At 64.9% G+C, this 12,901-nt stretch carries 15 protein-coding genes; 11 read left to right on the top strand and 4 right to left on the bottom strand.

All coding sequences use genetic code 11. The annotated features are described in order from the left end of the window. Positions 1-24 precede the first annotated feature (24 nt). Both AUL31_RS05540 and AUL31_RS05545 read left to right on the top strand, forming a co-directional pair. Positions 25-1,101 carry a glycosyltransferase family 4 protein gene (locus tag AUL31_RS05540; protein WP_060602603.1) on the top strand — a complete coding sequence of 359 codons (1,077 nt, stop codon included), beginning with the start codon at positions 25-27 and terminating at the stop codon, positions 1,099-1,101. Beyond that, complete coding sequence (locus tag AUL31_RS05545) at positions 1,101-2,276, top strand: glycosyltransferase family 4 protein (RefSeq protein WP_060602606.1); 1,176 nt, start codon at positions 1,101-1,103, stop codon at positions 2,274-2,276. Before AUL31_RS05540 ends, AUL31_RS05545 begins: the two co-directional genes overlap by 1 nt. On the opposite strand, the gene AUL31_RS05550 is transcribed toward AUL31_RS05545, so the two are convergent. Further along, entirely contained in the window at positions 2,264-3,211 is a 948-nt protein-coding gene (locus AUL31_RS05550) for a glycosyltransferase family protein (protein WP_060602611.1), read from the bottom strand. The genes AUL31_RS05545 and AUL31_RS05550 overlap by 13 nt on opposite strands. After that, complete coding sequence (locus tag AUL31_RS05555) at positions 3,208-3,891, bottom strand: FadR/GntR family transcriptional regulator (protein WP_060602614.1); 684 nt, start codon at positions 3,889-3,891, stop codon at positions 3,208-3,210. The genes AUL31_RS05550 and AUL31_RS05555 overlap by 4 nt, the downstream gene beginning before the upstream one ends. A gap of 158 nt (positions 3,892-4,049) precedes the next feature. Here AUL31_RS05555 and AUL31_RS05560 point away from each other — a divergent pair, with 158 nt between their 5' ends. The 8 genes from AUL31_RS05560 (at position 4,050) to AUL31_RS05595 (ending at position 10,782) form a co-directional block, all read left to right on the top strand. Then, positions 4,050-5,048 carry an ABC transporter substrate-binding protein gene (locus AUL31_RS05560; RefSeq protein WP_082646811.1) on the top strand — a complete coding sequence of 333 codons (999 nt, stop codon included), beginning with the start codon at positions 4,050-4,052 and terminating at the stop codon, positions 5,046-5,048. Between the two features lie 10 nt (positions 5,049-5,058). After that, the gene (locus AUL31_RS05565) at positions 5,059-5,892 is read left to right on the top strand and encodes an ABC transporter permease (protein WP_409359942.1); all 834 of its coding nucleotides are present in this window, start codon (positions 5,059-5,061) and stop codon (positions 5,890-5,892) included. Between the two features lies 1 nt (position 5,893). Beyond that, positions 5,894-6,700, top strand: coding sequence for an ABC transporter ATP-binding protein (locus tag AUL31_RS05570; RefSeq protein WP_060602618.1), 807 nt, complete (start codon positions 5,894-5,896; stop codon positions 6,698-6,700). Between the two features lie 5 nt (positions 6,701-6,705). Next, entirely contained in the window at positions 6,706-7,461 is a 756-nt protein-coding gene (locus tag AUL31_RS05575) for an ABC transporter permease (RefSeq protein ID WP_060602620.1), read from the top strand. Beyond that, positions 7,458-8,165 (top strand): fumarylacetoacetate hydrolase family protein, encoded by a 708-nt coding sequence (locus tag AUL31_RS05580; RefSeq protein ID WP_060602622.1) that lies wholly within the window; start codon positions 7,458-7,460, stop codon positions 8,163-8,165. The genes AUL31_RS05575 and AUL31_RS05580 overlap by 4 nt, the downstream gene beginning before the upstream one ends. A gap of 71 nt (positions 8,166-8,236) precedes the next feature. Then, positions 8,237-9,046 (top strand): LssY C-terminal domain-containing protein, encoded by an 810-nt coding sequence (locus AUL31_RS05585; protein WP_060602624.1) that lies wholly within the window; start codon positions 8,237-8,239, stop codon positions 9,044-9,046. 64 nt (positions 9,047-9,110) lie between these two features. After that, a complete protein-coding gene (locus AUL31_RS05590; RefSeq protein WP_060602627.1) occupies positions 9,111-9,662 on the top strand; it encodes a TetR/AcrR family transcriptional regulator in 552 nt (183 codons plus the stop codon). Continuing rightward, positions 9,655-10,782, top strand: coding sequence for an MFS transporter (locus AUL31_RS05595; RefSeq protein ID WP_060602630.1), 1,128 nt, complete (start codon positions 9,655-9,657; stop codon positions 10,780-10,782). Before AUL31_RS05590 ends, AUL31_RS05595 begins: the two co-directional genes overlap by 8 nt. Here AUL31_RS05595 and AUL31_RS05600 read toward each other — a convergent pair. Next, positions 10,766-11,449 carry an NAD(P)-dependent oxidoreductase gene (locus tag AUL31_RS05600; RefSeq protein ID WP_143190133.1) on the bottom strand — a complete coding sequence of 228 codons (684 nt, stop codon included), beginning with the start codon at positions 11,447-11,449 and terminating at the stop codon, positions 10,766-10,768. The genes AUL31_RS05595 and AUL31_RS05600 overlap by 17 nt on opposite strands. A 51-nt stretch (positions 11,450-11,500) precedes the next feature. Here AUL31_RS05600 and AUL31_RS05605 point away from each other — a divergent pair, with 51 nt between their 5' ends. Then, complete coding sequence (locus AUL31_RS05605) at positions 11,501-11,866, top strand: winged helix-turn-helix transcriptional regulator (protein WP_060602636.1); 366 nt, start codon at positions 11,501-11,503, stop codon at positions 11,864-11,866. Here the strand turns inward: AUL31_RS05605 and AUL31_RS05610 are convergent. Then, positions 11,845-12,873 (bottom strand): ABC transporter ATP-binding protein, encoded by a 1,029-nt coding sequence (locus AUL31_RS05610; protein WP_060602639.1) that lies wholly within the window; start codon positions 12,871-12,873, stop codon positions 11,845-11,847. The two genes, AUL31_RS05605 and AUL31_RS05610, sit on opposite strands and share 22 nt — an antisense overlap. Positions 12,874-12,901: the final 28 nt, after the last annotated feature.

Genomic DNA, 12,901 nt, shown 5'->3' on the forward strand with positions numbered 1-12,901 from the left:
TCCCTCGGCAAACAAGGAAAGCGCATGGCAAGCACGCACCACACCTCATCGCCACTTCGTGTTGCCCAGGTCGCGCCCGGAATCTTTCCGGTTCCGCCCCGCGATCATGGCGGAACCGAACGCGTGATCGGTGACCTATGCGTTTCTCTCAAACAAGCAGGAGTTGAAGTAACGCTGTTTGCGCCTTCGGATAGTGCGGCGCCGGTGCCGCAGGTCGGTAAGCTGCCGAGTTTGCTTAGCCTGGAAAATAAATATGGTTCCGTACCCCCGTCGATTCCGTCCGTTCTGGAAGCAGTTCGTATGGAAGAACTGAGGTTGCAACTGGATAATTTTGACATCATCCATTGCCATGGCGAATTTTTCCATGCCGCACTATTAGGCAATCGGCGTCGGCACTCGGTGACAACGATTCACTGGCGCGTCGACGAACTCGACCGCGAATTGTTCTTCGCATCCTTTCCCGATCTCCCGGTCGCAGCCATCTCTGCGGCGCAGAACGCCATGCTGCCGCCAGCCAACCGAACCCGTGTGGTTCATCATGGGCTCGCACGGGACCGCTATGCGGCGGGGCCTGGGGAGGGCGGTTACCTTGCCTTCATCGGCCGGATGACCGACCAGAAGCGTCCGGACAGGGCCATCCGGGTGGCGCGTGCCGCAGGCTGGAAGATCCGGCTGGCGGGTACGGTGGATGTCGGCAATCCCCAGTATTTCGAGCGCGAGGTTGCCCCGTTGCTGGGGCCCGATGCGGTGTATGAGGGCCCCCTCGACGATGCCGGCAAGCAGCAGCTCCTGCAGGGTGCCGCCGCGCTTCTGTTTCCGGTCGACTGGCCGGAGCCCTTCGGCCTGGTGATGATCGAAAGCATGGCCTGCGGAACGCCGGTGATCGCCTGGGACAAGGGCTCCGTATCCGAGATCGTTGAAAACGGCGTTTCGGGCTTCGTCGTCGATGACGAGGCCGGGGCGGTCTCTGCCATAAAGCGCCTGGACGAGCTCGACCGAGGCATCGTACGGCAGCGCTTTGACGCGCGCTTCACGTCCGAGCGCATGGCCGCCGACTATATCGCGCTGTACCGCTCGCTTCTGGATGGAAGGCAGGGCTGATGCGGTGCTGCCTTCTTGCCTGGGATTACCCGCCATCGCCAAGTGGCCTTTCTACCGCCGCGCGGGAAATTGCCGAAAGCCTTGCGGCAGCCGGCTGCGATATGACCGTCGTGACGCTGGACCGGGTCGGCGTGCAGCAGGAGCGCGGTGTGCGCGTAATCGGTGCCGCTATGGACAAGGGGGCTCCGCTGGCGCGGCTGCGCCTGTGGGGCGGTATCGGCCATCTCGCGGCGCCCGTCGCCTTCCGGCGCGCGGTGAGGGCGCTGCACGGCGAACGGCCTTTCGACATCGTGGAGGCGACGAACTGGTATGCGCCGGCCGCTCTCCTGGGCCGTCCCAGCGATGCGCCGCTGGTGTCGCGCATATCGACTCCGGCTGCCTATTCCAGAACCGAGGCGCAGAGCCTGCGCGAAAGGCTCGACAATCTTGCGGCTGACCGGCTGGAGCATCGGCAGATCGCCCGCTCCAGCGGGCTCATCTCCAATTCGGCCGTGCACGCGCGCGGCATGGAAAGCCATTACGGCATCGGCAGCGGCGTGCCGCATGCGGTGATCGGCCTTTCCCTGCCGCCGGAGTTTCTGGCGGTGGCGGCGGACGCGCCGTTCGATACCGGTGGCCCCGCACGCATTCTGTTCGTCGGCCGCGCAGAAGAACGCAAAGGCTTTGCGGAATTGCTGGCCGCGGTGGAGCGGCTGGCCGAAGAGGCGGAGACCGGCTCCGGCGCTGAATTTTCGCTTCGGCTTCTCGGGGTATCCGAAGCCGATCTGCCAGGCGGGCTTTCGCCGGCGGCCCGCGCCCGGACAGAAGCACTGGGGCGCCAGCCGCAAGAGCGCCTGATGCGCGAATATGCGAGCGCGCACATCGTTGCCGCACCCTCGCGCTATGAAAGCTTTGGCCTTGTCTACCAGGAGGCTATGGCCTTCGGACGGGTCATCCTGGCCAGTGCGACGGATTCCAGCGCACGCGATTTCGTGGCCGATGGCGGTGTGCTGGCGGACGAAACGTCGGTGGATGCCATCACCGACGCCCTGCGTCCGCTGGTCGCCTCGGCCGATTTGCGCAAGCATCACCGGGAGAGAGCCTTGAAGGCGGCGGGGCGTTTCACCCGGCAGTCGCTGGCGCAGGAGACGCTGGATCTTTACCGCGCCGCCATCGCGCGCCATCAGGGGCGATAGGGCGTCAGAAGCTCGCGGGCCTCCGAAAGGCGGCCCTTTCCGGGCGAAAGCTGCTCGTAGATCCGGGAGCGGCGCGCCACGCGCTCGCTGTCCAACGTATGCTCGATTGCGCCATGAAGCGCGATCGTGCTGCGTTGCCATGGGCGGTCGGGACGCTCGTGGACCTGTCCGCGATAGCGCACGTCCCTTCGGTTCAGGCGGTATTGCGTATCGGGGAAGAGATCGGACAGGACGCCGTCCACCATGTTGCGTCGGGCAAGCCCGATGGACACGACGCCCGCCGCTTCGGCGGCCCGGGCAAGGGCGGGCAAGGCCGATGCCGTTTCCTGCGATACGGTCTCGTCATCGTCCAGTTGCAGCATCCATGCGCTTTCGCAAAGGTCCTGCAGGGCATTGCGCTGACCCGCGAAATCGCCGTCCATCGGCCGATAGGCGATCCGCAGACGGCCTTCACGCAACTCGCTGCGCGCGGCGCCGTCGCACAGGACGATTGCCTCGGACGCCCAATCCAGATGGCGCCGTGCCTTCTCCACGCAGGCCTCCAGCCTGTCGGCCCGGCACATGATGCCCAACGAAACGGCGCTGCGCGGAGCGGTATCCATTGGGGTCAGTCGCGCCCGCGCCATAAGCGGCGAGTGGGGCACGGACAAAGCGCGCTTCTGGCGGCGGCCGGAGGGCAGCGCCAGCAGCGCAAACCGCGTTGCCGCTATGCGCAGCGTGAACATATCGAACCCCAGCTCTGCCGGCGGTGCGAAAACCGGGCCGCCAAAGGCGGTCGAAAGGGCGTTGCGCAGCCGCGCGGCGTCGCGCCGATGCATCAGGAGGCCGCACGAAAGGCATGCCAGCGGAAACCGCAACACGCCTGCCGACGGGTCCACCAGATGACGCCGCGTCGGCGCGACGGCGCGGGCAAAGCAGACCGGGCAGCGCGTCACGCGTTTTTCAGATTGCGTTCGACGCTTTGCAAATGCACCCGCATCGCAATGCACGCACCCTGCGTATCCCGATCATGGATGGCGGCCATGATGGCCTCGTGCTCGGCAAAGCTATGGTGGTCGCTGGGCGGCTTCTTCGGGTTGGCGCGCAACCGGCCCCAGTTCACCTGGCGCCGCACCGCGTTCAACGTGTCCAGAAGCCCGACCAGCAGCGTGTTCTGGGTGGCCTCGGCGACGGTGCGGTGAAACTGGTTGTCCCAGCTTTCATACTGCCGCCAGTCCGGCGCGGTCAGCATGCGTTCGGTGCATTGGCGCATGCGCGCCAATGAGGCCGGCGTCGCGTTCAGCGCGGCCACCCGTGCGATCTCCGGCTCGATGGACAGGCGCGCGCCCATGATCTCGATGGGGTTGGTGCGGCTGGCCATGGCGGCGACATCGGCCGCGCCGTCGATGGGCCGTGCGCCGGTGAAGGTGCCCTTGCCGACATGCCGCCACAGTACACCCTCGGCCTCCAGATCGGCCAGCGCCTTGCGCAGCGCTCCGCGGGACAGGCCAAGCGACAGGGCAAGGTCCCGCTCGGGAGGGAGGCGACCGCCATCCTCAAGCTCGGCGTGCAGCAGATATTCCCGCATGCGGGCGAGGGCGGCGTTGTCTGCAGATGAATCGAGCGAAGCGTACATTGCTTGTACCAATTGGATATTGGTTCACTCTCTACGACACGGGAAATCCAACGTCAACGGCTTTGGAGTTGACAGGCGCTTAACCAAATCCGTAACAATACAGCCATTGGTTCATGAATGCGCCGACAAGAGCGCATCGAATGTCCAGGGAGGAAATCATGTCAGGAATAAAGTTGCGGGCGCTCAGGCGGCTCGCTCTGGCCGCGACAATTCTCGCATCTGCCAGCGTCGTCCCGGCGCCGGCGATGGCCGACCCGATGCGGATCGCGTTCGGCGATATCGCGACGGTCGAGACCTTGCATCTGATGGCCGCCATCGAGCGGGCACGGGAAGCCGGGGTGGAAATCGACGTCACCTATCTGAAGTCAGAGGACATCGCCGCGCAGGCGGTGGTGAGCGGGCAGGCCGATATCGGTGTCGGCGGGCCCTATGCCCTGATCCAGAAAGTGCGCGCGCCCATCCGCATCTTCATGCAGCTATCGACCTTGCAGATGTATCCCGTCGTGGACGGAAGCACCTACAAGGAGTGGAAGGATCTCGACGGGCAGGAAGTGGCGGTCCACTCGCGCGGGTCCGGTACGGAAGCGCTGATGCAACTGGCGGCCCAGCAGAACGGCATCAGCTACTCCCGCGTGTCCTACATTCCCGGCGCGGAAGTGCGCACCGGGGCGCTGCTGCAGGGCAACGTCAAGGCGACCATCGTCGATTCATCCGGCCGCCGCATCCTCGAGCGTGAGGCGCCGGACCGTTTCATCTTCCTGCCGCTCGATACCGCTCCGGCAACGGACGAGGCGCTGTTCGCCAATACGGACTATCTGCGCGAAAACGAAGAGGACGTCGCCAAGCTGGTGGAGGCGATCCTGACCACCTGGCGCGAAGTGGCCGAAAACCCGGCCGTCATGGTGAAGCTTCGGGAAAAATACAATCTGCTGCCCGATGCGAGCGCCGAAACCATTGCCGAGATCGAGCCCTATTTCGCCGGGGCGGCGGAAGCCGGATTGCCGGTCAACGGCGGCGGCGAGGCCGCGGCACGCGGCGACTTCGAGTTCTATACAGTTTCGGGCGCGCTGACCGGCGAGCCGTCCGAATTGAAGGTCGAGGATTTCTGGGATCTCGATGCCCTCAACGCCGCCATCGCCAAGCTCGGCTCGTCGTGAGGGGGATGCGATGACCTCCTATACCAAGACGGGAGAAGCCGGGGGCGTGCATCGCGCCCTCGACGACCTGCTGCGCGGGATGGGCCGAGTGTTCGATCGGGTGCCGGCGCTCTGGTCGGTGGCCTCCCTGGCCGTTCTGTGCACCGCGTGGCAGATCGCCGGTCTCGTGCCGATCAGCTTCGCGTTTCCGACCTTCACCGACACGTTCGCCGCGTTCCTTCAGATGCTGTTCGACGGCAGCCTCATCTACGCCTTCTTCATCACGCTTCAACCGCTTGTGCTGGGCGTCGCCATTTCGGCCACGCTGGGGGTTGGGCTGGGCGTCCTGATGGGCCTGTCGCCCAAGGCGGAATGGTTCTTCGCGCCGGTGTTCATCGTGTTGCAGGCTGCGCCCATGGCGGCGCTGGTGCCGCTCGTCACCTTCGTCTACGGCATCGGCCTGACGGCCAAGACGCTGGCCGTCATAATGCTGGCGCTGCCGGTCATCGCGCTCAACTCCTACAAGGCGGTGCGGCACGTCAATCCTTCGCTGGTGGCCATGTGCCGCTCCTTCCAGGGCACGCGCATGCAGCGCGTGTTCAAGATCATCATCCCCGACGCATCGCCCGTCATCTTCGCAGGGCTTCGCCTGGGCGTCGCCGCCGGCTACATCGGCGTCATGCTGGCAGAGCTGCTGATCACCCCCACGGGGATAGGCGATCTCATAACCTATCATCGCTCGGTGGCGGATTACGCGCATATGTATGCCGCCGTCGCCTCCATCATCGTCCTGTCGATGCTCACCCTCGTCGCCCTGCAGCGCATCGAGACGCGCTATCTGCGGCCAGAAAGACGGAGTGCCTGAGATGTCAAACACGGTACGGGCCGAAAGCGCCCATGCGTTGGATACGGGCGTCGGCGACGCCGTCGTCGAGGTCACCGGAATCTGCAAGACCTATGGCGACGTCGAGGCGCTGCGCAATGTGGACCTCGGCTTCGAGCGGGGCAAGCTGACGACGCTTCTGGGGCCGTCCGGCTGCGGCAAGACGACCCTTTTGAAGATCATCGCCGGGCTGGTCCCGGCGACGGCGGGGCAGGTGCGCGTCAACGGGCGTGTCGTAACCGGGCCGGGGCCCGAGCGGGCTTTCGTATTCCAGGATTTCGCGTTGATGCCCTGGGCCACGGTCATGCGCAACGTCGCCTTCGGGCTGGAATTGCGGGGCGTCGGCCAGGCCGAGCGCCGCCGCGTGGCGCAGCGCTACATCGACGAGGTGGGGCTGAGCGGGTTCGAGGAGAAATATCCGCACGAGCTGTCGGGCGGCATGAAACAGCGCGTCGGCATCGCCCGCGCCTTTGCCGTCAACGCCGACGTGCTGCTGCTGGACGAGCCCTTTTCGGCAGTGGACGAGCAGAACCGCCGCAAGTTCCAGGAAGACCTGTTGCGGCTGGTGGCGCTGGAAAACAAGACTTTCCTGTTCGTGACGCACTCCATCGAGGAAGCGGTCTACGTCTCGGACCGGATCGTGCTTCTGTCGCCGCGCCCCGGCCGCGTCTCGCGCATTATCGACCCGAAGATCGACCGGTCCACCACCCCGGACGAGATCCGCCGCGACCCCGGCTATCTCGATACGGTGGAAGAGATCTGGCACGGCCTTCGGCATTACGCGGAGTAGGGGCCATGACGCTATTCGGTATCCGCATCCCGATGATGGCGTCCCTGATCGTCTGGGCTCTCCTGTGGGAGATCGTCGGCCGCATGGACCTCATCTTCCTCATTCCGCCCATGAGCGACATCCTGCAGGCCGGCCTTCGGCTGGTGCAGAGCCAGTCCTGGCAGAATGCGTCCATCATCACCGTGCGCAGCTTCGTCATCGGCATGGCCTTCGCCATCGGCGTCGGCGTGCCCCTCGGTATCCTGATGGGGCTGTTCAGATCGGTCGACAGGCTGATGGCCCTGTGGGTCAACATGTTCGTCTCGGCACCGTTGTCGGCGCTGGTGCCGGTGCTGATGATCCTGTTCGGCCTCGGCGAAACGACGGTCATCGTCACCGTCTTCCTGTTCGCGGTGTGGATCATCGTGCTGGATGCCCGCGCCGGGGTCATGCAGGTTCCCCGCTCGTTGTTCGAGATGGGGCGAAGCTACGGAGCCAGTCCGTGGACATTGTTCCGGAAGATCGTGCTTCTGTCGGCCCTGCCGGAGATTTTGGCAGGCATACGAATTGGCCTCATCCGTGGGGTCAAAGGGGTGGTCATCGGACAGATTCTCGTTTCCATTATCGGATACGGCGAATTGTTCGAAAGCTTCTCCCGCAATTTCGAGATGGCCAGTTTCTGGGCGCTGACCATCATTTTGTTTGCCGCGGCCATGCTGCTGTCAGCAATCGTCGAACATTTCGAGTCCAGGATCGAGTATTACGCTGGAGCAAGATCATGAACGTGCATACCGCTTCCGACGCCTACGTCTTCACGCCTCTTCCCATACCGACGCTTCCGGTGTCCGGCACGGACAAGCTGTTCCCGGTGCATCGCATCTACTGCGTGGGACGCAACTTCGCCGACCATGCGATCGAGATGGGGCACGACCCGAACCGCGAGCCGCCCTTCTTCTTCCAGAAGAACCCCGACACGCTGGTTCTGTCGGGGCAGGATTTTCCGTACCCGTCGTCCACGAACGACGTGCACCACGAGATCGAGCTTGTCGTCGCCCTGCACAAGGGCGGCAAGGACATCCCGCTGGACGCCGCCATGTCGCATGTCTTCGGCTATGCCGTCGGCCTGGACATGACCCGGCGCGACCTGCAGGGCGAGGCCAAGAAAATGGGCCGCCCCTGGGAAACGGGCAAGGCATTCGAGGCATCGGCGCCCTGCACCCCGCTGGTGCCGGCCGGTGAGGCGGGCGATATCACCTCCGGTGCGATCTGGCTGAAGGTCAATGGCGAGACGCGCCAGAGCGGAGATCTCAACCAGATGATCTGGAAAGTGCCGGAGATGATCTCCTATCTTTCCGGCCTGTTCGAGCTGCAGCCCGGCGACCTGATCTTCGCTGGAACGCCTGCCGGGGTCGGCGCCGTCCAGCGCGGCGACGAGATGCTGGGTCATGTCGACGGCATCGGAGAGTTGCGCACGCGCGTCGCCTGACGCATCGTCGGCCATGGGCCCCGTCCGCCGCGTGGTGGACGGGGCCGCCCATCGCCGGATGCCGCCACACCATGAGCTTCTTTGTCCGCTGGCTGCAGCGACTTGTCCTGGCCGCCATCGCGGCACTCACCATCTGGCTGGTCGTGGTGCAGATCTTCGACCGGGTGGACAGGCGGCTTCCCTGGTTCGTCGCGCTTCTCGGCACCTATTTCGTCGCTGCCTATGTGATCCTGCCGCTGGTGCTGCGGGTTGCCGTGACGGTGACGCGCGGCAACCGCATACCGCGCGTGACCCGGGCGGGAGACGGTATCCCCGCAGACCCCGTCAACATCGTGCTGGCCGGATCGCTCGCCGATCTGAAGTCGGGTTTCGAAAAGGCCGGCTGGGCGCAGGCCGATCCGCTGACCTTGCGCACGAGCTGGCGGATGATCGTCTGTTTCGTCACCGACAGACCTTATCCGACCGCACCTTTCAGCCCGCTGTTCCTGTTCGGACGCCGTCAGGATATCGGCTTTCAGGAAGATGTCGGCGACAGCCCGCGCAAGCGCCACCATGTCCGGTTCTGGGCGGCGGAAGCCGAGCCGCAATTCGATGCCGTGGCGGCCGCCTTCTGGAGCCGCCGGACCAAAATTTCAGCCGATCGGGCGCAAGTCTGGGTGGGGGCCGGCACGCAGGATCTGGGCTTCGGCCTGCAATCCATGACGTTCCAGATCTCGCACAGGGTGGACCGCCATTCCGATCCCGAGCGAGACCATATCGTTGCAGCCTTGCAAAGCGCGGGCGCCATCCAGGATGTGCGCTTCATCGAGGCCGGGCAGCCCGTCGGCTCGCGGTTCAAGTCCGATGGCGGCATCGTGCAGGCTACCCTGTCCAAAAGCTGATCCGAAGCCCGACGCCTTGCCAGGCCTGCTTGACCTGTAAAACGATCGCTTTACATGCGCGTCGATGAGCAAGGATGAAGAGATCATTCGCGGCGCTGAGGGCGTCTTCGACAAAAACGGCTTCGGGGCAACGGGCGTCTATGCGTTGCTTGCGCCGTCCGGTGCGTCCACACGCACCCTCTACAAGCATTTCGGCTCGCGCGATGGGCTGGTGCTTGCCGTTCTCGACCATCGGCACAAAGCCTTCATGGCGCGGCTGGCCGGCGTGCATGCCGCGGCAAACCCCGTGGCGGCCCTGTTCGATACGCTTGAAAAATGGGTCGACGAGCATGGGGCCCGGGGCTGCATGCTGTTGCGCGCCCGCGCCGAATACGCGCAGGCCAATGCCGAGATCGCCCAGCTTGTGGCAAGGCAAAAGGCGGAGTTCGAAGCCGAGGTGGCACGGCTTGTTGCCAGCGCGCTCGGTCGGCCGGACGCCGGGCTGTCGCGCCAGATATGGATGCTCTTCGAGGGTGCAACCGCCACCGCCGCCGTCGTCGGCGTCGGCTGCTTAAAGGAGGCAAAGAACGCTGCCGACGTGTTGCTGCAGCACGCGCGGGAACGCGGAATTGTCTAGGAACCTCAACCTTGTCGCTGCCGGCTTCTGCCTGACCGCGCTGACCTACGGGCTTGCGCGCTTTGCCTTCGGCCTGCTTCTGCCCGGCATCGGCGCGGAGCTGAACCTCAGCGCAACCGCTGCCGGCTGGATCAGTGGCGGTTCCTTTGCGGCGTACTGCGTCGGCATTGTCTTCACGGCCACCCATGGCGCCCGTTACGCGGAGCGTACCAACGCGGTGTTGGCCGGCGGGGTGGCGACATGCGGTCTGGTTCTTGCTGCCATGGCTTCGTCGCCCATAGCCATGGGCCTTGCCATGGCCCTTGCCGGATTGAGCACCGGGCTGACGTCGCCGCCGCTGGCTGCCGCGGTGGCACGTGCCTTTGCCCCCGAAGCGCAGGCCAGAGCCAATGGGGCGATCAATACCGGTACGGCGGCGGGGATCGTCCTTTCCGGGATTGCCGTCCTGTCGCTCGCCATCGGCTGGCGTCAGATGTACGCCGCCTTCGCCTTCGCAGGGTTGGCGATCACCGCATGGCTATGGTTTGCCATTCCGGCGGGCAGGGGCCTGGAAGCCGCAAGGCAAGCGCCTCTGGCGCTTCTGAAGCGGAAGGGAATTGCCGCGCTGACCATCGCCGCCTTCCTGATGGGCGCAGGCTCGACCGCCGTCTGGACCTTCGGGGCAACCATCCTGCGGGACGAATATGCGTTCGACGACAGGGGCATCGCGCTTGCATGGATCGTGTTGGGCGTGGCCGGCACCGGAGCCGTGGCGACGGGCATTCTGACGGATCGCTTCGGTATCGGCCCCGTCCACCGGGTCAGCGTCGGTGCGCTGGCGTTGGCAATCGGCCTGATTGCCTTTGCCGGCGAGCGACCGGCCTTCGCCTTTGCGGCGATGGCACTGTTCGGCCTTGCCTATATCGTGTCCACCGGCGCTTTGCTCTTGTGGGGCATCGCGATCCTCAGCGACCAGCCGGCACTTGGGCTCGGCTATCCGTTTCTTGTGGTGGCGCTTGGCCAGACGGCGGGCGCGCCGCTGTTCGGCATGGTCTACGACCAGGCGGGAAGCGGCCCGGCCCTCGGCGGGGCGGCCCTTGCTATGGCCGCCTCCGCCATTCCGGTCAGTAGCCGACGGTGAAGCGGGCGCGGATGTGCTGCGGCCTTTTCAGCTCGTCCACCAGCGCAATGGCGAAATCCTCGAACGAGATGCGTGATCCGGCTTCATTCGACAAAAGCGTATCCTTGCCGAGGCGGAACGTGCCCGTTCTTTCTCCGGGCACGAACTCCGCGGATGGCGAAAGGAACGTCCATTCGAGGTCGCCTTCCTTGCGCAGAAGGTCGAGGAACTCGGCGCCTTTGCTGGCCTCGGCCTTGTACGCTTCCGGGAAGTCCGGCAGGTCGATGAGGCGCTGGCCCGGGGCCACCTCCAGGCTGCCGGCGCCACCCACGATCAGATAGCGGCGCACGCCGGACTGACGCACGGCGTCGATCAGCGTTTGCGCGTCGCTGGCGGTAAAGTGCACCGAGCTGATGACTGCGTCATGGCCTGCAAGCAGCGCCGCAAGCCCGTCCTTGTCGAAGACATCGCCCTTGACGGCGGTAACCTGCGGCAGGTCTGCGATCTTGTCCGGGTTGCGCGCAATGGCCGTAACCTGGTGCCCACGGTCCGACAGCTCTTTCAGGATGCGGGAGCCGGCATTTCCGGACGCACCGATAAGCGCCACTTTTGCCATCTGGTAATCTCCTTGGTATGATTTCTGGACTTGGTCTGTATTGCAGACCAAAGGGTAGGACGCCGTGCCCATGCCTGCAAGTAGTCACGCCGCGCTGACCGGCCCTGACAAAAGGAGCCATTCATGCTGTTAAGCGAAACGAAGTTCGAGCAACCCTGTCCGATCCGCGACGTGCTGGACCGGATCGGAGACCAATGGAGCCTGCTTGTCATCGACGCTCTCGATGGCGGGACGCGGCGGTTCGGTGAGCTGACCCGCAGCGTCGATGACATCTCGCGGCAGATGCTGTCCAAGACGTTGAAGCGTCTGGAGCAGGATGGGCTGGTCAAGCGGACCGTCTATGCAGAAATTCCGCCGCGCGTGGATTACGACCTGACCCCGCTGGGCAGGTCCTTTCTTGTGCCGATGCGATCGCTGGTGGCCTGGGCGGACCACAATCATGGGGCCATCGTGGCGGCTCGCGCCGGTTACAAGGGCGGCGCGGACTGATCGCCCCTCAGGGTCTTTCCATCCGCGTCGAAGCGGTGGACACGCCCCGGCCTTGGCTGCAGGCCGATGGATTGTCCCGCCTCAAGCGGACTTTCCTCGGGCAGCCGCACCGTCAGTTCCTCCGTGTCGGATATGGCGACGTAGAGATAGGTATCGGAACCCAGATGCTCCGCGTGGCGGATCGTGCCGCGCCATTGGCCACCTTCGGCAACGACCTCCAGATGCTCGGGCCGCACGCCGATGCGCGCCGCGCCCAGGGCTTCGGCATGCTGTCCACCCAGGAAGTTCATGCGGGGTGAGCCGATGAACCCCGCGACGAACAGCGTGTCCGGCCTGTTATAGAGGTCTATCGGACGGCCGATCTGTTCCACCCGGCCGGCATTGAGAACGACGATCTTGTCGGCAAGCGTCATCGCCTCCACCTGGTCATGCGTGACGTACACCATGGTAGCCCCGAGGGCCTTATGCAGCCGGGCGATTTCCAGGCGCGTATTCACGCGCAGGGCAGCGTCCAGATTGGACAAGGGCTCGTCGAAGAGGAATAGGGTCGGGTCGCGTACGATAGCGCGGCCGATGGCGACGCGTTGCCGCTGCCCGCCCGACAATTCGGCGGGACGACGCGTAAGAAGGGGCGTCAGCTCCAGCATCGCCGCCGCATCGGCAACGCGCCGCGCGCGCTCGGCCTTGTCCACCCCCTCCTGCTTGAGGGCAAGGTCCATGTTGCCGGACACCGTCAGATGCGGATACAGCGCATAGGACTGGAACACCATGGCGATGCCGCGCTTGGCCGGCTCGACGCCATCCATCACACGGCCCGCAATCTCCACATGCCCGCTGGTCTGCGTCTCCAGCCCGGCGATGATGCGCAGAAGCGTGGATTTGCCGCATCCGGAAGGGCCGACAAAGACCACGAACTCGCCTTCCTCGACCTTCAAATCTATGCCCTTCAGGACATCCGTCGCGCCGAAGGATTTGGCGATGGCTTTCAACTCGAGCGATGTCGTCACAAGGCGGTCTCCGTGCGCGTGCCGGGGC

This window comes from Aureimonas altamirensis (assembly GCF_001463885.1).
In the GTDB taxonomy this organism is placed as follows: Bacteria; Pseudomonadota; Alphaproteobacteria; order Rhizobiales; family Rhizobiaceae; genus Aureimonas; species Aureimonas altamirensis.